The sequence below is a fragment of the Vibrio ishigakensis genome (genome assembly GCF_024347675.1).
Classification (GTDB): Bacteria; Pseudomonadota; Gammaproteobacteria; order Enterobacterales; family Vibrionaceae; genus Vibrio; species Vibrio ishigakensis.
In genome coordinates this window covers 1,293,003-1,310,781 of sequence record NZ_AP024881.1, presented here as the reverse complement: position 1 = coordinate 1,310,781, position 17,779 = coordinate 1,293,003, and the positions used below count along the sequence as shown (strand labels likewise).

17 protein-coding genes are annotated in these 17,779 nt (G+C 46.3%); 5 read left to right on the top strand and 12 right to left on the bottom strand.

Translation table 11 applies throughout. The features are described from left to right. Positions 1-97 precede the first annotated feature (97 nt). The gene (gene purT / locus Pcarn_RS05935) at positions 98-1,273 is read left to right on the top strand and encodes a formate-dependent phosphoribosylglycinamide formyltransferase (RefSeq protein WP_261835461.1); all 1,176 of its coding nucleotides are present in this window, start codon (positions 98-100) and stop codon (positions 1,271-1,273) included. A 71-nt stretch (positions 1,274-1,344) separates the two neighbouring features. Here the strand turns inward: purT and ihfA are convergent, their stop codons facing one another. The 4 genes from ihfA to Pcarn_RS05915 form a co-directional block, all read right to left on the bottom strand. Continuing rightward, on the bottom strand, positions 1,345-1,647 hold the full coding sequence (gene ihfA / locus Pcarn_RS05930; RefSeq protein WP_261835460.1) for an integration host factor subunit alpha: 303 nt from the start codon (positions 1,645-1,647) through the stop codon (positions 1,345-1,347). 465 nt (positions 1,648-2,112) lie between these two features. After that, entirely contained in the window at positions 2,113-4,500 is a 2,388-nt protein-coding gene (gene pheT, locus Pcarn_RS05925) for a phenylalanine--tRNA ligase subunit beta (protein ID WP_261835459.1), read from the bottom strand. A gap of 17 nt (positions 4,501-4,517) precedes the next feature. Further along, on the bottom strand, positions 4,518-5,501 hold the full coding sequence (gene pheS / locus Pcarn_RS05920; RefSeq protein WP_261835458.1) for a phenylalanine--tRNA ligase subunit alpha: 984 nt from the start codon (positions 5,499-5,501) through the stop codon (positions 4,518-4,520). A gap of 223 nt (positions 5,502-5,724) precedes the next feature. Next, the gene (locus Pcarn_RS05915; protein WP_261835457.1) at positions 5,725-5,973 is read right to left on the bottom strand and encodes a hypothetical protein; all 249 of its coding nucleotides are present in this window, start codon (positions 5,971-5,973) and stop codon (positions 5,725-5,727) included. Between the two features lie 245 nt (positions 5,974-6,218). Here Pcarn_RS05915 and Pcarn_RS05910 point away from each other — a divergent pair, with 245 nt between their 5' ends. Genes Pcarn_RS05910 through Pcarn_RS05900 form a run of 3 tightly spaced genes read left to right on the top strand, consistent with a single transcriptional unit; the run spans position 6,219 to position 10,935 of the window. Beyond that, a complete protein-coding gene (locus Pcarn_RS05910) occupies positions 6,219-8,819 on the top strand; it encodes a DUF2339 domain-containing protein (RefSeq protein WP_261835456.1) in 2,601 nt (866 codons plus the stop codon). Positions 8,820-8,872: 53 nt separating this feature from the next. After that, positions 8,873-9,859 carry a DUF3080 domain-containing protein gene (locus Pcarn_RS05905; RefSeq protein ID WP_261835455.1) on the top strand — a complete coding sequence of 329 codons (987 nt, stop codon included), beginning with the start codon at positions 8,873-8,875 and terminating at the stop codon, positions 9,857-9,859. After that, complete coding sequence (locus tag Pcarn_RS05900) at positions 9,856-10,935, top strand: PQQ-dependent sugar dehydrogenase (protein WP_261835454.1); 1,080 nt, start codon at positions 9,856-9,858, stop codon at positions 10,933-10,935. The genes Pcarn_RS05905 and Pcarn_RS05900 overlap by 4 nt, the downstream gene beginning before the upstream one ends. On the opposite strand, the gene Pcarn_RS05895 is transcribed toward Pcarn_RS05900, so the two are convergent. The 8 genes from Pcarn_RS05895 to thrS all read right to left on the bottom strand — a co-directional run bounded on the left by Pcarn_RS05895 (position 10,932) and on the right by thrS (position 16,682). Beyond that, a complete protein-coding gene (locus Pcarn_RS05895; RefSeq protein ID WP_261835453.1) occupies positions 10,932-11,762 on the bottom strand; it encodes a sulfurtransferase in 831 nt (276 codons plus the stop codon). The genes Pcarn_RS05900 and Pcarn_RS05895 overlap by 4 nt on opposite strands. Further along, a complete protein-coding gene (locus Pcarn_RS05890; RefSeq protein WP_261835452.1) occupies positions 11,759-12,313 on the bottom strand; it encodes a GNAT family N-acetyltransferase in 555 nt (184 codons plus the stop codon). Before Pcarn_RS05890 ends, Pcarn_RS05895 begins: the two co-directional genes overlap by 4 nt. A 1-nt stretch (position 12,314) precedes the next feature. Further along, a complete protein-coding gene (locus Pcarn_RS05885; RefSeq protein ID WP_261835451.1) occupies positions 12,315-12,701 on the bottom strand; it encodes an MAPEG family protein in 387 nt (128 codons plus the stop codon). After that, positions 12,692-13,348 carry an alanyl-tRNA editing protein gene (locus Pcarn_RS05880; protein ID WP_261835450.1) on the bottom strand — a complete coding sequence of 219 codons (657 nt, stop codon included), beginning with the start codon at positions 13,346-13,348 and terminating at the stop codon, positions 12,692-12,694. The genes Pcarn_RS05885 and Pcarn_RS05880 overlap by 10 nt, the downstream gene beginning before the upstream one ends. A gap of 153 nt (positions 13,349-13,501) precedes the next feature. Continuing rightward, positions 13,502-13,855: a 50S ribosomal protein L20 gene (gene rplT, locus Pcarn_RS05875; RefSeq protein WP_004401084.1), complete on the bottom strand. Its 354-nt coding sequence runs from the start codon at positions 13,853-13,855 to the stop codon at positions 13,502-13,504. 41 nt (positions 13,856-13,896) lie between these two features. Next, entirely contained in the window at positions 13,897-14,091 is a 195-nt protein-coding gene (gene rpmI, locus Pcarn_RS05870; RefSeq protein ID WP_038201401.1) for a 50S ribosomal protein L35, read from the bottom strand. A gap of 106 nt (positions 14,092-14,197) precedes the next feature. Further along, positions 14,198-14,749 carry a translation initiation factor IF-3 gene (gene infC / locus Pcarn_RS05865; RefSeq protein ID WP_261835644.1) on the bottom strand — a complete coding sequence of 184 codons (552 nt, stop codon included), beginning with the start codon at positions 14,747-14,749 and terminating at the stop codon, positions 14,198-14,200. Positions 14,750-14,753: 4 nt separating this feature from the next. Further along, a complete protein-coding gene (gene thrS, locus Pcarn_RS05860) occupies positions 14,754-16,682 on the bottom strand; it encodes a threonine--tRNA ligase (protein WP_261835449.1) in 1,929 nt (642 codons plus the stop codon). A 376-nt stretch (positions 16,683-17,058) separates the two neighbouring features. Between thrS and Pcarn_RS05855 the strand changes: the two genes are divergently transcribed. Continuing rightward, the gene (locus Pcarn_RS05855) at positions 17,059-17,772 is read left to right on the top strand and encodes a DUF3581 domain-containing protein (protein ID WP_261835448.1); all 714 of its coding nucleotides are present in this window, start codon (positions 17,059-17,061) and stop codon (positions 17,770-17,772) included. Positions 17,773-17,779: the final 7 nt, after the last annotated feature.

Here is a 17,779-nt window from a genome sequence, read left to right as displayed (position 1 = left end):
AGATAAAAAATCGGTGAAATTCACTAAGCAAACGTTTGCGTTATGACTAGATTTGGGTATCATTTGCCAAAAATTTTCCACAATTAAGGTATTTAAAATGCTAGGTACTGCTACTGCTACTGGTGCTACTAAGGTTCTACTTCTTGGCTCTGGTGAGCTAGGTAAAGAAGTTGCTATTGAGTGTCAACGTCTAGGCATCGAAGTGATCGCCTGTGACCGCTACGAAAATGCGCCTGCTATGCAGGTTGCGCACCGCAGCTATGTTCTGGACATGCTAGATGGCGAAGCGCTAAAAGAGATCGTTGCTAAAGAGCAGCCTCACTACATAGTGCCAGAGATCGAAGCTATCGCGACCGATACCCTACTTGAGCTTGAAGCCGAGGGTACAACCGTGGTGCCAAATGCTCGCGCAACTAAGCTGACCATGAACCGTGAAGGCATTCGTCGTCTAGCCGCTGAAGAGCTTAAGCTAGTAACCTCTCCTTATCAGTTTGCGGATAGCCAAGAGCAGTTTGAAAAGGCAGTACAAGAGGTTGGCATGCCTTGCGTGGTTAAGCCAATCATGAGCTCTTCTGGTAAAGGTCAGAGCGTTATCCGCACTGAAGATGACATAGCTAAGGCTTGGGAATATTCTCAAGAAGGCGGTCGCAGTGGCGAAGGTCGCGTAATCGTTGAAGGCTTTATCGACTTTGATTATGAAATCACACAGCTTACCGTGCGCGCTGAAGATGGCGTTCATTTCTGTGAGCCGATTGGCCACCGTCAAGAAGATGGCGACTACCGTGAGTCTTGGCAGCCACAACAGATGTCAGAGAACGCTAAGAAAGCCGCGGAATACGTTGCTGAGCAGGTAGTAAACGCTCTCGGTGGCTACGGCATCTTCGGTGTTGAGCTATTTGTTAAAGGCGATACCGTTATCTTCAATGAGGTGTCCCCTCGCCCACACGATACCGGTATGGTGACGCTTATCTCTCAGGAGATGTCTGAGTTTGCTCTGCACGTGCGCGCATTCACAGGCAATCCTATCCACTCTATCAACCAAAACGGCCCTGCAGCTTCTGCGGTAATTCTTGGTCAAGGCACTTCGAACAACCTAAGCTACTCTGGTATCGATAGAGCGGTTAACAACCCAAATACTCAGATCCGTCTGTTTGGCAAACCTGACATCGATGGTCGTCGCCGTTTAGGTGTTATCTTGACTCGCGGTAAAGATACTCAATCGGCGGTTGATTCAGCGATAGAAGCAAGCAAGAAGGTTAAGATCCACTACTAAGTGGTTCTCATTCTCCAGACATTAAAAAAGAGGTCATTATGACCTCTTTTTTTGTGCATCCTGCTATGACTCTATGAGGCATCGCCTTTCTTCAATTCCTCAACGCGAGCTTTTAATTTCTGGCCCGGTCTAAACGTCACAACTCGGCGTGCTGAGATCGGGATGTCCTCACCCGTTTTAGGATTGCGTCCAGGACGCTCTCGCTTGTCTCTCAGATCAAAATTACCGAATCCGGACAGTTTTACCTGTTCGCCACTTTCAAGTGATTTACGAATTTCTTCGAAAAACACTTCCACGGTTTCCTTGGCATCCCGTTTACTGTATCCAAGATTCTCAAACAGGTTTTCCGCCAAATCGGCCTTGGTGAGCGCCATAAAACTTTCCTCAAAGCTAGATGTATCTTAGCTACTTTCAGCAGTAGCCCCTAAAAAGTGTCTAACAATCAACTACATATTGATGACTCGATCGAAAGTGTATGACAAGCTTTTCGGTTTCGCCAACTTTTTTCTGCTTAAAGTTGATAAGAATTAAACACTTAAACCCTTTTTTTGCGTTTCAACCCTAACCTTAGACCAAAATTGCAAAAAAATTAGCCAAAATGTAATGAGCAGTGAAATTTTATTTATATATATCAGTCACCTATAGGGGACAACTTGAACGAGAAGCCAGAGAATATCTAGGGTTTGAGAGGAACTACACTCAAATCAATTCTTGAAAGAAATCGGGTAAAAATTGGGACGATTTAGAGAAGTATCAAAGCAGAGATTTTGCAAATCGAACTCATAAAAAAAGCCAGCCCTGTAAACAGGACTGACTTTTTACTGAATCGGGTTTAGCGATTAGTCACGCAGAGTTGCGTCAAACTTCTCAGCTACAGCCGTTACAACCGCATCAACCGCGCTTGCAATATCTGCTTCTTCAAGAGTGCGCTCTACAGATTGCAGAGTCAGAGCAATAGCAAGGCTCTTCTTACCTTCCTCAACGCCTTTACCTTGGTACACGTCAAATAGCTTAGCGTCTGTCAGAAGCTCGCCACCGTTAGCTGCACACGCCGCTACTACGTCACCTGAAGCTACGCTTTCATCAACTACTAGAGCGATGTCACGACGGTTTGCAGGGAACTTAGAAACCGCTACTGCTTCTGGAAGCACGCGAGTATCGATTGCTGACCACTCGATCTCGAACACGATAGTACGGCCGTTTAGACCAAACTTGCGCTCAAGCTCAGGGTGAACAGTACCGATAACACCTACCTCTTTGCCATCAACGATGATAGCTGCCGCTTGGCCTGGGTGAAGTGCTGGGTGCTTAGTTGCTGCGAAGCTGTACGCTTTCTCGTTGCAAGTCAGCTCAAGGATCGCTTCTAGGTCACCTTTCAGATCAAAGAAATCAACAGTGTTGGTTTCGATGTCCCAGTGCTCTTCGCTACGGCTACCTGAGATTACGCCCGCTAGCATCATCTCTTGACGCATGCCGTTCTCAGCACCAACCTCAGGGATGAAACGCAGGCCAGATTCGAATAGACGAACGCGAGGCTGCTGACGCTTCTGGTTGTAAACAACCGTGTTTAGCAGGCCTTGTAGAAGCTGAAGACGCATTGCTGACATTTCCGCAGAGATTGGGAAAGGCAGGATCAATGGCTCAACGTCTGGCACGATCAGTTTTTGTTGCTCAGGCTCAACGAAGCTGTAAGTCACGGCCTCGTGGTAACCACGGTCAACAAGTAGGTCACGAACACGTTTAAGTGGCTGAGCCGCTTCTTGGTGGTCGTTCATAGTAAGTGATGCGATTGGCGCTTGGTTAGGGATGTTGTTGTAACCGAAGATACGGCCAACCTCTTCCACTAGGTCTTCTTCGATAGCGATATCGAAACGCCATGATGGAGATACTGCGCTCCAGCCGTTGTCGTTAGTTTCAACGTCGCAGCCAAGGCGCTCAAGGATCTCAACTACGTCTGCATCTGGGATAGCGTAACCTAGTAGGCGGTCAAGCTTAGTGCGACGAAGCTCTACCTTGTTTTGGCTTGGTAGGTTGTCAGCAAACTCTTGACCATTGATAGGTGCAACGTCACCGCCACAGATCTCAACTAGAAGCTCAGTCGCGCGCTCCATTGCTTTGTGCTGCAGTGCAAAGTCAACACCACGCTCAAAACGCATTGAAGAGTCAGTGTGCAGACCGTAAGAACGTGCACGGCCACGGATGAAGTCTGGTGCAAAGAATGCACTCTCAAGAAGCACGTCTGTGGTCTCAGTGGTTACGCCTGAGTCTTCGCCACCGAATACACCTGCGATTGCAAGCGCTTTGTTATGGTCTGCGATAACTAGCGTGTTTGCGTTCAGTTTCGCTTCGTTACCATCAAGAAGGGTTAGCTTCTCGTCTTGCTCAGCCATACGAACCACGATGCCACCTTCAATCTTGCTCAGATCGAATGCGTGCATTGGTTGGCCCTGCTCTAGCATCACGTAGTTAGTGATATCTACTACCGGGTCGATAGAGCGGATGCCACAACGACGTAGCTTCTCTTGCATCCAAATTGGTGTGCTTGCTTTAACGTTTACGTTCTTAATCACACGGCCAAGGTAACGTGGACAAGCAACAGACGCTTGGATATCAACCGCTACAGTGTCAGTAATGGTTTCTGTTACTGCGTTTGCTGCCGGCTCAGTTACCGCTTCGCGGTTTAGTACGCCAACTTCACGAGCAAGACCACGGATGCTGAAGCAGTCAGCGCGGTTTGCTGTTAGGTCAACGTCTACAGTTACGTCGTTTAGAGACAGATACTCACGGAAGTCAGTGCCGATTACCGCCGTCTCTGGAAGCTCCATGATGCCGTCAGACTCAACGTCGATACCTAGTTCAGTGAATGAGCAAAGCATGCCGTGAGAAGGTTGACCGCGAAGTTTCGCTTTCTTGATCTTAAAGTTGCCAGGAAGAACAGCACCTACAGTTGCAACTGCAACGATAAGGCCTTCACGGCAGTTTGATGCACCACAAACGATGTCTAGAAGTTCTTCTGCACCAACATCTACTTTGGTTACGCGAAGTTTGTCTGCATCTGGGTGTTGGCCACATTCAACAACTTTACCAACCTTAACGCCGGTAAACTCGCCTGCTACAGGAAGAACGTCGTCTACCTCTAGGCCAGCCATAGTGATTTGGTGTGTTAGTTCGTCAGTAGTAACCGCAGGGTTTACCCACTCACGAAGCCAAGATTCGCTGAATTTCATCTAGTTCTGCCCCTGAATTACTTGAACTGTTTTAGGAAACGAAGATCGTTTTCGAAGAATGCACGCAAGTCCGTTACGCCGTAACGAAGCATGGTCAAGCGCTCAACACCCATACCGAATGCGAAGCCTTGGTATTGCTCAGGGTCGATACCTACCGCGCGAAGTACGTTCGGGTGAACCATACCGCAGCCCAGAACCTCAAGCCATTTACCGTCTTTACGCTTAACGTCAACTTCTGCTGAAGGCTCAGTGAACGGGAAGTAAGAAGGACGGAAACGCACCTCTACTTCTTCTTCGAAGAAAGCAGTTAGGAACTCAGAAAGAATGCCCTTAAGTTGTGCAAAGTTGATGTTCTCATCGATCATCAAACCTTCAACCTGGTGGAACATTGGGGTGTGCGTTTGGTCGTAGTCGTTACGATATACACGGCCCGGAGCGATGAAGCGGAACGGTGGTTTGCCGTTTTCCATGGTACGGATCTGAACACCAGAGGTGTGAGTACGCAACATCAGGTCAGGGTTAAAGAAGAAGGTATCGTGGTCAGTACGCGCAGGGTGGTCTTCCGCGATGTTTAGTGCGTCGAAGTTGTGGAATGCATCTTCGATTTCTGGACCAGACTCAGTTGAGAAGCCAAGCTCACCAAAGAAGGTTTCGATGCGCTCGATAGTACGAGTTACTGGGTGTAGACCACCGTTCTCGATACGACGACCAGGCATGGTTACATCGATAGTCTCAGCAGCCAGTTTTGCTTCTAGCTCTGCTTTTTGCAGTGCGTCTTTACGCGCTGCGATAGCTTGCTGAACTGCGCCTTTCGCTTTGTTGATCTCTTGACCAGCGCTACGACGCTCTTCTGGTGGCAGTTTACCAAGGCTTTGGAGCTGTTGAGTTAGCTCGCCTTTCTTGCCCAAAAATTGAACGCGCACTTCATCCAGTGCAACAAGCGAATCTGCGCTTTCGATAGCTGCAGTCGCGTTCGCAATAATCTCTTGTAGATGTTGCATTATTTCCTCATCTGCCTCAGGCAGTGTCCTGCGGGATTTAGGGTATTTTTGAATAGCTACACATAGTAATAAAAGGCAGGCTTAAAGCCAAATCCAAATGGGGGAAATTCAGGAATAATTGGGCTTTCGGTGCAACTTGAGGAATATTGAGTCGTTCCTAGCGCTTTGATCTGGCTAGCAGAACGCAAAATGGAGCCTTTCGGCTCCATTTTTTGAATAGTATTTAAGAGTTTCTCAACCTAACAATACGCGTACGATTACTTCTGACCGCAATTCGAAGAGTATCGAGGTCTTCATTAACTCTATCGATAAACTTTTGCTCTTTTCTTCCACACCACTCTTTCTTATAGAGCTCTTCACCCGCGGACAATTCCGACAAAAGACTGCGTAGGTAAACACAACGTGCGGTAATTTCAACCTTTCTCACAATGAATTGAGTGACGTTTAACAGTAGCGTTTTTAGCGGCTTCATATTAATTCCTTCATTGCTTAAAAATCAGCACACTGAATACCGAACGAATGAAGCATTGAGTACAGTGTTGGAACGAGGTCGCTATTTTGGGAATTTTTTCCTCACAAATGTCAGGATCTTGCTAGAAAACACTTTACTCGGTCAAGCAAAGGTTAAAACTACTTAAATGATTGAGTCTTAAGTAAATTCATTTCACGTTCACTCTTTATGCTTAACTTAAGAGATCAAAAGCCACGGACCTAGGTATGCTCTCAAACAGTCTCGAATTAGTTTATATCCTCTTGCTTATCCTGATATTTATTGGGGGGAGGCAGATTCTAAAACGCCTATCTCAGCTCGAGACGGAGGTGGAAGACCTTAAATTGCAGTTGGCACTGAAGAAGGTGGCTGAATATCAGGGCGCGTCGCAGGTAGAAACAAGCGAAGTTACAGAATTCGAGGCGCGGGATAGCAAGGAACAACAAGCACAGCTTTGGCAACCTGAACAAGTCGACAAGAGCACTACCCTCTGGTCTGAACTGGGTAAACCCTTCAAGAAGCTCTTAGAGAAAATATCCAGCAATAGCTTACTTTGGCTAGGTGGTTTCGTTCTTGCTCTAGGTGGTGTGTTCTTAGCTAAGTATGCTATTGAGGCCGGTCTTATCTCTGCTGAAGCCAGAGTTCTATTAGGTTTCACATTTGGCATTTGTTTGCTCGCCATTGCCGAATATCTGATGCGTAATCCCGAGCGATTCAATATACAGTCGACCCAAGTAAGCGCAGCCCTAGGATCAGCCGGTATTATCACCTGCTTTTCTATGATGGTGGTCTCAACTCATTACTATAAATTTATTCCGCCCACTCCCGCGCTGTTTGTCACTTTACTCGTCACCAGTGTCGCGACCTTCATGGCGCTTAGGTTCGGCCCAATCGTCGCCTTTATTGGTGTAATAGGATCATATGCAGTACCGGCGCTATTTTGGTCCAATGAACTGACGCTTTTAGAGCTTTCGCTATTCGTCACCTTTATCAGTAGCTCTGCCATCTACATAACCTCTAAGGTCAGCAACCGCTATCTTTGGCAATTGAGTTTTCTTGGACACTTCAGCTATCTGCTGTTGGCGATATTTCTTTCTAAGAGTGGCAACGAGGTTGCAGTGCTGCTTTCATTTAGCCTTGCCTCGCTGTACCTGTTCACCCTCAGCCCAGTAATGGGTTGGCGCCTAGACAGCCAAAATCAGAAGCCATTGCCACTCAAGGTTCTGCTTATGCCCCGCAAAGAGCAGGCAGGGGTACTTTGCGCGATCCCGCCTATCTGGATTTATTATGCTATTTGGGGATACCAACCAGAATTAGTCGCCTACAGTTTGGTTTTCACCGCATTGCTGTTTTGGGCATCTTACCGTCATTCCGCCTTTGATAGCTGGCCCATTTTGGCGCTAATACTCAATCTCTCGACCCTTGCTATGCAGGTATCCTCCACAGACAAAACGGATATTCTGTTTATGTACACAGGCGCGCACCTGTTCACTCAGGTCAGTGGGGTTATCTTCTTTGCCTATGCGCTACTGATGCACTATAAGCTCCCAACAAGACCTGCTTTCTCTCTGCTGCTTGGGGTCTCGATTCCACTGCTATTCGCAATTACCTACGTTCTGACACCTGCTGAAATTTCAGAGTCGTCATATCCACTTTGGGCTGCAGAGCTCGCTCTATTTGGCGCGATAGCGGTCATGATCACCAAGCGCTATCAGCAGCCACATATTCAAGTCTCGGGTTGGCTTTTGGCAAATGCTAACTTGAGTTTGATCTTTACTATGCTGCTCGAGGCAGGAACCTTAACCTTGGCTCTTACCGCTCAGTTGGTATCACTGGCTTACTGGAGTCGCAGATTCAAATTCTCAGCGCCAAGCTGGTTGATCCAAGCTGTACTAGTTGTCATTCTCACCCGTCTCACGACCGCACCTTGGCTATCACCCTACGAGTCGGAAACCATACTCGGCATTCACTGGACTCTGGTTATCTACCCGGCTTGCTTTGGGCTTGTATTGCTAGCCTCCAAGCTATTTGAAAGGCCATCATTAGAGCCATGGTTATCCGGCGCAAGAATGCACCTCTTGGCTCTGTTTGTTACCACTGAGTCCAGTTACCTTTTGATTGGTGACTACCCCTCTCTTTTTAACTTTAGCTATCAAGAGTGTGTGCTCCTAGCGCTCAACTATCTGATCCTTGGGTGTGTATACCTCTATCGAGCCCCTCTAACCCAACATAACTTGGTTTCACATCTCTATCGTGTATTCGGCTATGCCCTGCTCATCGCATCAATTAGCTTGCACTTAATTCTTCTAGTGCGATTCAACCCCTTATTCACTAACCAAGATCTAGGCCAGATGCTTGTTATCAACTGGATCACCCCTATGTGGATCTTGCCGACTGTCATCTTAGCCACTGCATTGAAGCTAAGAATATTTGAAACACGTCTGGTTCAAGGAATTCGAGTATTAGCCGGCCTATTCGCAATTGGCAGCGTTAATGCCGTTATTCGCCACTTTTATCATGACGGCTACATCGGGATTGATTTTGGCATTCAAGAAGCAGAGCTCTATACCTACTCGGTGGTTTGGCTTGTTATTGCCGCCGCTACTATCGTTTGGTCACAAATCCATACCAGCAAATTGGCGCATCAAATTGGCTTTGGATTGATGTTTGTGGTGATTTTAAAGGCTTTTGTTGTGGATATGTCTGAGCTGACCGGGCTGTTACGCGCGTTCTCTTTCTTAGGTTTGGGGCTCTGTCTAGTGGCGATCGGTTGGCTATTCCAACGTCTAAAACACGGCTCGAATGACTTAACTCATTCGAGCCAATAGTACGTATGAACTGAGGTCGTGTAACTCGGAGCAATATGTTGAAACGGTATTTAGTGATAGTTTTTCTTTTGCTCACTGGCTGCGAGCCTGTGACAGTAGAAGATAAATTTGAAGACTATCTGCAACGCATCAGTAACGTTCAGCAGCAACAAAGCCCTGCCCTAGATTTACCTCGTCATGAATACCCTCGAAAGCGAGATCTATACATAGAACCACCTCGACATAGCGTTGGATTGATGGATTCATTACAGCTATCTGAGTGCCAACTGTTGTCTTTGATAGCAGAACGAAATACCGTGCTAGGAAAGGTACAAGACCAGTTTCGTAACCTCGAATATCAGGTGAATCTCTTGTCTGGTTTAAAGGAGTGTATCGACTCGAACGAACTCGACGCTGACTTTGCTAGTGAGGTGTATCAGATCTATCAAGCCAAGTGGCAGGAGCTCCCTATCCATATAAGCAACACCCTCTATACCAGTGATGCCATGTATGCCAATGCCTACTCTAACCTATGGTACAGCAAGGAAAGTAATAGAGGTTTAATTGCATTAAGAGACACATTAAAAGAGCACAATCAATTAAATCAGATGCATCAACAAGGAGATTTGATGCAAGGGTTTTCTATCCTCTCATTGCAAGAGGAAGTAGAAAAGTTTGATCAAATGGGTCGCATCACCAAAGCGCTGCAAGAATCTAGTTATTACCTAAGTGTGACTACTGCCCAGCTTAAGGCACACGACCACGAGGTTTTTTGTGGCCTCAATAGAGACCCCACTCGTTATCAGCGCCTCAAGAATGTGTTCTACACCTATTACATAGCCGAGATACAGCCATACCTCGCAGACTTAAATTCTGCCTACCAAACCCTTTCACCTTATCTTTCTGTTTTATATACAAAAAACCTACCGGAGCACCTTCAACACCCTATACTAAATGCATACAAGGACTATAAGGTCGCCAGCGTAAACCATGCGCAATATTGGATAACCCTTTTTGAGCGGTGTGGAGACAGGGTTGGTCGACAGGAGAAATTAGAGTGAAACTGAATAAATTGAGTCTACTGGGTATTTTGGGGTTAAGCTCCTTTGCAGCGCAAGGCTACGAGCTAACACAAATAGGCAGCGGTCTTTCAATACCTTGGTCTATTGAGTTTGTGGATAAAAATACCGCCCTTATCAGCGAACGCAACGGCTCAATCGTCGAACTCAATCTTGACTCAGGAAGCAAACAGGCACTGTTTAAGCCCGACAACGTTGAGGCGTCAGGACAAGGCGGATTAATGGATCTCGCTATTCATCCAAAGCACCCACAAACCATCTATCTCACCTACTCCAAGGAAACCTCGTCGGGTCCAAAAACGACCCTAGCTAGCTTTCACTACCAAGGCGGTGAAGTAACCGACTTCAAAGAACTTTACGTTTCTAATACCCGCTCTAGCTCCGGTCGTCACTTCGGTAGCCGTATCGCCATCGATGAAAACGACCATATCTACTTCTCCATCGGCGATAGAGGAACCCGAGATAATGGGCAAGACCTCCAGCTGGACTCTGGCAGCATACTGCGATTAAACGGTGATGGTAACTCACCAAAAGACAATCCATTCGCCAAAACAAAGGATGGGCTAGATAGCATCTGGAGTTATGGACATAGAAATCCGCAAGGCATTACCTTTGATAAACAAACTGGCCAGCTGTGGGCTATCGAGCACGGCCCTCGTGGCGGTGATGAGATCAACCTGATCCAAAAAGGCGCCAACTATGGCTGGCCTATCACATCACACGGTAAAGAATATTGGGGACCTTTGAAGGTAGGAGATGCTGAGCATATGGAAGGCATCGAATCACCAAAATTGGTCTACGTACCATCCATCGCACCGAGCGGTATGGTGCTTTATCGTGGTAAGAACTATCCAAAGCTCAATGGCAAACTTCTCGCAGGAGCCCTAAAGCTCACCCACATCAATGTAGTGGAAATCACAGGTAGTAATCTCAACGAAAAAGAGCGCCTATTTGAGGATCTGGGAGAGCGAATTCGTGATATTCAGGTCTCTCCCGACGATCTTATCTACTTCACCACCGACAGTGGCAAGGTGTATAGAATCGAGCCAGAGCTCTAAACTTCTACTGGCAGTGATTCGTCACTGCCCCACTCTGCCCACGAGCCGTCATACAGCTTGGTGTCTGTGAGGCCACATACGTGAGCCGCCAAGATCAAGATGCAGGCGGTTATGCCAGAGCCACACGACATGATCAGTGCATCACCGTCATCTAGCCCTAGATTGGAAAAACTTTTCTTTAACTCGGGTAAAGCTTTAAAGCACTCTCCATCCATCAAGCTAGCAAAAGGTAGGTTCTGAGAGCCAGGAATATGACCTGCTCGTACACCGGGCCTTGGTTCAGCTACCTCAGCATTAAATCGAGGCGCACCGCGCGCATCTAACACTTTTGCCTGTTTAGTCTCTATATTGCTCACCACATCTTGGGCATCACACACCAATGTTTGGATTGGTTTAGCTTCAAAATCACCCAAATTGGCCGGTACTTCAAACTCATGTGCGACATCAAAACCTGCGTCAATCCAAGCCGGTAAACCACCATCGAGCACTGCAACCTTATCAAATCCCATTAACCTGAAGGTCCACCAAGCTCGAGGCGCACTGTAGATACCTTGGTTGTCAAAAATAACCACGCTTGAGTTTTTGTTAATCCCAAGCTCACGTACCTTCTGCGTAAATTGCTCTGGTGTTGGCATAGCATGCAGCTGGGTTGAATCGAGGTCGCAAAAGTCGGTTTCTATATCGAATGCAAGTGCCCCCGGTATAGTAGTTAACTTATCATATTCAATCGGCTCCTTACCCACTACCTTCAACATAAAGGCATCTAACAAAATCACTTCTTCTTTATGCTCGGCGAGCCAATTTACATCTACCAGAACTTGATTCACATCTGCTCCTTATTCTTCCATTCTTCTCGGCTAAGACCATAGATAGCGTGGTCCACCACTCTTCCATTTAGATTCTCTGCCCGAGTTATGACTCCCTCTAGGGACATTCCTAGCCTCTCACACAGTGCGCGACTCGGTCTATTCTCAGTCGCAGCTGAGATTTGCACCTTATGCATCTCAAGTTCGGTAAAAGCATAGCGAATAAGGTAAGAAACACACTTACTCATAATGCCTTTACCTTGATGTGCAAAGCCAAGCCAATACCCTATCTCCACACTCGATAGTGAAGATGATATGGAATTGAACGACACGTTACCCACTAGCTCGTTCTCATAGAAAATGGCACACACCATCGCCTTGTTATTGGCATAATCGTTTAAAGACTTCTTAAAAAACTCAGAAAAGAACGCCTCGCCATCTGCATGGAGCGGCCAAGCAAGCCACTCACTCAGATAATTCCTATCCTGCTTAACCAGAGAGTAATAATCAGGGGATATTCTCGGATGAGCTAATCTCAATTCCAGATTCGGTTCTATCACTGCTCGAAACATACTACACCGCCAAACTCATCATATAGATACAGGCACTCACGCCTACCACAACCGTGATACTGCGAAGGGTCGCAATATTCATAAGATATAAAATTGGATGGATAACTCGGGTTATACCAAAGATCACAGCAGGAATGGTCAACAACTCCCAATCCACACCACTAAAACCACATACCATGATAACCGCTGCATAAAAGGCCAGCGCCTCCCAAGCATTAGACTGTGCAGCTATGACACGCGCTGTAATACCTGTCGCTGATTGCGCTTGTACCCTAGGGTGACGATTATCCAAATGGCCCAGTTGTTTTATTTTCATGTATCCGCCAAGCCCTGCTAGCAGATAAGGGACGATAGCAACAAACAATAAAACCCATAACGCTACTGGCATATTAGTTCTCCTCCGAGCCTTATCTCGACGCGCTCTTTGCCCTTACCAACATTCTTGCGCGTGAGGCGTATCTTACCCACCTCGGAGGTGCGCTTAAGATGAGTGCCACCACAAGGCACCTTGGCAAAACCATCCACTTGCCAGTATCTACGTTCATTCTCCTCATCAGAGAAAGCACTTTTAATTAGGCTATCAGATTCGATAATGGCCTGCGCCTTGGACTCTATTTCTGCAAGTAGCGGTTTTATATTGGTATCTGAGGCAAAGTCGATTCGGCTCTTGTCTTGTGAGATATGCGCGCCGATTTTATCTAGCTTGGGATAGAGTGTAGTGAAAAGCTCGAGCACAACCTCAGCAGCAAAATGAAGTTTCATTAGTGCATAACGCCTAGGCCACTCGATTGCGACTTCAACCTCATCTCCAACCTTAAAGTTCGGAGTCTCGGCTAATTGGTAGAGTATTTTAGTTGTGTGTTTTTGTGCAAAGAGGACTTGGATACCGCCGATAGTGCCAGCATCACTCTCCTGCCCTCCGGACTCGGCATAGAAAATGGTGCGTTCGAGCTGCACCACATCTTCCTCAATCGAGGTGATTTGTGCGGTGACTGAGGTGAGATAAGGGTCTTGCCAGAAAAGCTTTTGAACCAATCCATGTTCTCCCGTAATTCGGTTAGAGCTTTAACCTAGCAGGGAAACGGACGACTTGTCATGGGTTTGAAGAGAAAAGTGAGGGAAAAGAATATTTTAGGTATAAAAAAGGGAACCCTAGGGTCCCCTTTCTCTTAAACCTGACAACTGCTATTAAAGAGCAGCTTTTGCTTTTTCAACTAGAACTGCGAATGCAGCTTTGTCGAATACCGCGATGTCAGCAAGGATCTTACGATCGATCTCGATAGATGCTTTCTTAAGACCGTTGATGAAACGGCTGTAAGATAGACCATTTTGACGAGATGCAGCATTGATACGTGCAATCCATAGTTGACGGAATTGACGTTTCTTGTTGCGACGGTCACGGTAAGCGTATTGACCAGCTTTAGTAACTGCTTGGAAAGCTACACGATATACACGTGAACGTGCACCGTAGTAACCTTTAGCTTGTTTTAGAACTTTCTTATGACGTGCACGAGCTTGTACACCACGTTTTACGCGAGGCATTATGCTTCTCCTAAACTAAACGAATTATAAACTAAAAAGAATTAAGCGTATGGCATCATACGAGCAACTGCTGCTACTTCAACTTTAGGAAGTAGAGCGTTTGGACGTAGCTGACGCTTGTTCTTAGTAGTACGCTTAGTCAGGATGTGACGTTTTGTAGCGTGCTTGTACTTAATACCACCAGCAGTTTTCTTAAAACGCTTAGCAGCACCTTTGTTGGTTTTCATCTTAGGCATGATGAATAACTCCGCATTGTTGAGTTGTTTAAACAATAGTAATTAGGGCGAATGAAACCCCGCCACCCTTAAGGCAGCGAGGTTAGATTACTTGCAAAGCCTTTAATTACTTCTTCTTAGGGGCTAGCACCATGATCATCTGGCGGCCTTCGATTCGAGTCGGGAAAGATTCAACAACAGCAAGATCCACTGTATCTTCTTTCAGACGATTCAAAACGTCGACACCGATTTCTTGGTGTGCCATTTCGCGGCCACGGAAGCGAATTGTTACCTTCACTTTGTTGCCGTCTTCTAGGAAACGCGTCAGGTTGCGTAGTTTTACCTGATAGTCTCCAATATCAGTTCCAGGACGGAATTTTACTTCCTTAATCTGAATCTGCTTTTGCTTCTTCTTCTGCTCTTTAGCAGCTTTGCTCTTTTCAAAGAGGAATTTGCCATAGTCCATCACACGACAAACTGGTGGCTCGGCGTTAGGGCTGATCTCAACAAGATCCATACCAGCTTCTTCAGCAGCAGCAACAGCTTGTTGGATAGATACTACACCTACTGACTCACCATCTGCGCCGGTTAAACGAACTTCACGAACGCCACGAATTTCACCGTTTAGACGGTGCTGGTTTTGTTTGGCCGGTTGTTGGCCACGTCTTCCACCTTTAATAATCTTATTCCTCTAGATTGAGCTTACGGCTTGAAACCTCGGCTTGGATGTACGAAATAAAATCATCCACTTTGAATTTACCAAGGTCTTTACCCTTACGAGTACGTACTGCGATTTCGCCAGCTTCCATTTCTTGGTCACCAACTACCAACATGTACGGTACACGTTTTAAAGTATGTTCGCGGATTTTAAAGCCAATCTTCTCATTTCTCAAGTCCGCTTTGGCTCTAATTCCACTTTTTTGCAGTTTTTGCACAACTTCTTGAACATATTCCGATTGTTTATCAGTAATGTTCATGATCACAGCTTGTGTTGGAGCCAACCAAGTTGGGAAGAAGCCAGCGTAGTCTTCCATCAGAATACCGATGAAGCGCTCTAGAGAACCTAGAATCGCACGGTGAATCATTACTGGAGTATGACGCTCGTTGTCTTCACCAACGTAAGAAGCACCAAGACGACCCGGCATAGAGAAGTCTAGCTGGATAGTACCACACTGCCATGCACGGTCTAGACAGTCATAAAGAGTGAACTCGATCTTAGGACCGTAGAATGCACCCTCACCTGGCTGAAGCTCGAAGTCTAGATTGTTCGCTTTAAGCGCGTCTTCTAGAGCTTTTTCTGCTTTGTCCCAGATTTCATCTGAACCTACACGTTGCTCTGGACGAGTCGATAGTTTGATATCAACGTTTTCAAAGCCGAATGTGCTGTAAGTATCGAACACCATTTCGATGCACGAAGATACTTCTTGCAGGATCTGCTCTTCAGTACAGAACACGTGCGCATCATCTTGAGTAAATGAACGTACACGCATTAGACCGTGTAGAGAACCTGATGGCTCGTTACGGTGAACAAGACCAAACTCAGCCATACGGTATGGCAGGTCACGGTACGATTTCAAACCTTGGTTAAAGATCTGTAGGTGACCTGGGCAGTTCATTGGCTTAACAGCGTAAGTGCGCTTCTCAGACTCAGTAGAGAAGATCATGTCGCCGTACTTATCCCAGTGACCTGATTTTTCCCACATGCTCACGTCAAGGATAAGCGGAGCACGTACTTCTTCGTAGTCGAACTTAACTAGCTGCTCACGGATGAAGCCTTCTAGTGTCTTATAGATAGTCCAACCGTCGTTGTGCCAGAACACCATACCCGGTGCTTCTTGCTGCATGTGGAATAGATCCAACTGCTTACCAATCTTACGGTGGTCACGCTTAGCCGCTTCTTCTAAGCGAGTAAGGTGTGCTTTAAGAGCTTTCTTGTCGTGGAATGCAGTACCGTAGATGCGCTGAAGCATCTTGTTGTCACTGTTACCACGCCAGTATGCGCCTGCTACATTCAGGATAGTGAAGTGTTGGCAGAAGCCCATGTGAGGTACGTGAGGACCACGGCACATGTCTACATATTCTTCGTGATGGTAAAGGCCCGGACGATCATCTTTTGATACGTTCTCATCCAAGATTTCCATCTTGTAGGTTTCACCGCGAGCTTCGAAAGTGTCTCGCGCTTCCTGCCAGCTAACCTTTTTCTTGATTACTTGATACTTGGTTTTCGCCAGCTCTTTCATGCGCTTTTCAATCTTTTCAAGATCTTCTTGCGTTAGAGACTGCTCAAGGTCGATATCGTAGTAGAAGCCATTGTCGATCGTTGGACCGATAGCCATCTTAGCTTCAGGATAAAGTTGCTTGATAGCGTGACCTAGTAGGTGTGCGCACGAGTGACGAACGATCTCTAGACCGTCTACTTCGTCTTTATTTGTGATGATCTCAAGAGAAGCATCTTGCTCGATAAGATCGCAAGCATCAAAGCGTTCGCCGTTTACACGACCTGCGATGGTTGCTTTAGCAAGACCTGGACCAATTGATTGAGCGACTTCTAGAGTTGAAACTGGGTTGTCAAATTGACGCTGACTGCCGTCAGGAAGAGTAATTACAGGCATTGTCTGTCCTATTCCAGTGGTGTTACACACGCAGTAACACATGTTTAAAATATACCCTCGCCTTTCAATGCCTTAGAAAAGCGAAGCCGAGATGATTTCTATTCAAGGCAATCACAATTACCGATGTGACTGGACTCCTCGAACAGTAAGCGGGTTATTTTAACTAAATCCCTTAAAATAACAATCACAGATTCACTCGAATACGCTTGTATTTCAAGCTGGTTTATCGAGCAAAAAGCGAACGCCTCCCTACTGTAACCATCCAATATTACATCTTAATTGCTAGCAATTGTTACTGGATAGACCATTGAAATTTATGCGTTTGATATACTCCCTTAAAATTTTGGCTAGTCACACATAAATTTAATAAGCGGTTATGTTTCTAACTCCCTATTTTGTTCAAGAAAACAATCAGTTCCACTTCACGCGAGCACAAGCAAGTAACTTTGCAAAAGGCATCGCTGGCGACTTCAACCCTATCCACGACGAAGACAACTCTCGCTTCTGCGTACCTGGGGATCTTCTGTTTGCGGTAATGCTTCAACAAGAAGGCATCTCTCGCTCAATGGAGTTTACGTTTTCTGGCATGGTTACCGAAGGTACTGAGCTTCATATCAATCATGAAAGCGAAGAAAACAAAGCGGTAGTGGATGCGAACGACAAGGTTTACCTTGGTATGCATAGCGAGGGTGAAAACTGTCAAAATGCCGAGCTTATCGAAGAAGTAATTCGTGGTTATGTGAAATTCTCTGGTATGAACTTCCCGCACATCATGGTTCCTTTGATGGAACAAGAGCAGATGATGTTCAATACGAAGCGCCCTCTTATCATCTATGAGAGCATGAAGCTTGAGTTCACCAAGTACGATGTATCAAACCTTAACGTTGATCTTTCAAGCGCAACCTTCGATGTAAAAGGTCGCCGCGGCGTGGTTACCCTAAACTTCGAGTTCAAGGCTAACGGTGAGATCGTAGGTACAGGTAGCAAGCGTATGATCGCCAGCGGTCTTATCCCTTGGGATGGTGAGGCGATGGGTGCATATGTTGAGAAGTTCAACAACGCTAAAACCAGCTTCCTAGCCAAGCAATAAATTAGCA

Bases quoted from the DNA above. Each gene is read 5' to 3' on its own strand.
- Pcarn_RS05890 (WP_261835452.1), bottom strand. From the start codon at position 12,313: ATGTTTCGAGCAGTGATAGAACCGAATCTGGAATTGAGATTAGCTCAT.
- thrS (WP_261835449.1), bottom strand. From the start codon at position 16,682: ATGCCTGTAATTACTCTTCCTGACGGCAGTCAGCGTCAATTTGACAAC.
- pheT (WP_261835459.1), bottom strand. From the start codon at position 4,500: ATGAAATTCAGCGAATCTTGGCTTCGTGAGTGGGTAAACCCTGCGGTT.
- rpmI (WP_038201401.1), bottom strand. From the start codon at position 14,091: ATGCCTAAGATGAAAACCAACAAAGGTGCTGCTAAGCGTTTTAAGAAA.
- Pcarn_RS05885 (WP_261835451.1), bottom strand. From the start codon at position 12,701: ATGCCAGTAGCGTTATGGGTTTTATTGTTTGTTGCTATCGTCCCTTAT.
- pheS (WP_261835458.1), bottom strand. From the start codon at position 5,501: ATGCAACATCTACAAGAGATTATTGCGAACGCGACTGCAGCTATCGAA.
- Pcarn_RS05915 (WP_261835457.1), bottom strand. From the start codon at position 5,973: ATGAAGCCGCTAAAAACGCTACTGTTAAACGTCACTCAATTCATTGTG.
- Pcarn_RS05910 (WP_261835456.1), top strand. From the start codon at position 6,219: ATGCTCTCAAACAGTCTCGAATTAGTTTATATCCTCTTGCTTATCCTG.
- Pcarn_RS05855 (WP_261835448.1), top strand. From the start codon at position 17,059: ATGTTTCTAACTCCCTATTTTGTTCAAGAAAACAATCAGTTCCACTTC.
- rplT (WP_004401084.1), bottom strand. From the start codon at position 13,855: ATGCCTCGCGTAAAACGTGGTGTACAAGCTCGTGCACGTCATAAGAAA.
- purT (WP_261835461.1), top strand. From the start codon at position 98: ATGCTAGGTACTGCTACTGCTACTGGTGCTACTAAGGTTCTACTTCTT.
- ihfA (WP_261835460.1), bottom strand. From the start codon at position 1,647: ATGGCGCTCACCAAGGCCGATTTGGCGGAAAACCTGTTTGAGAATCTT.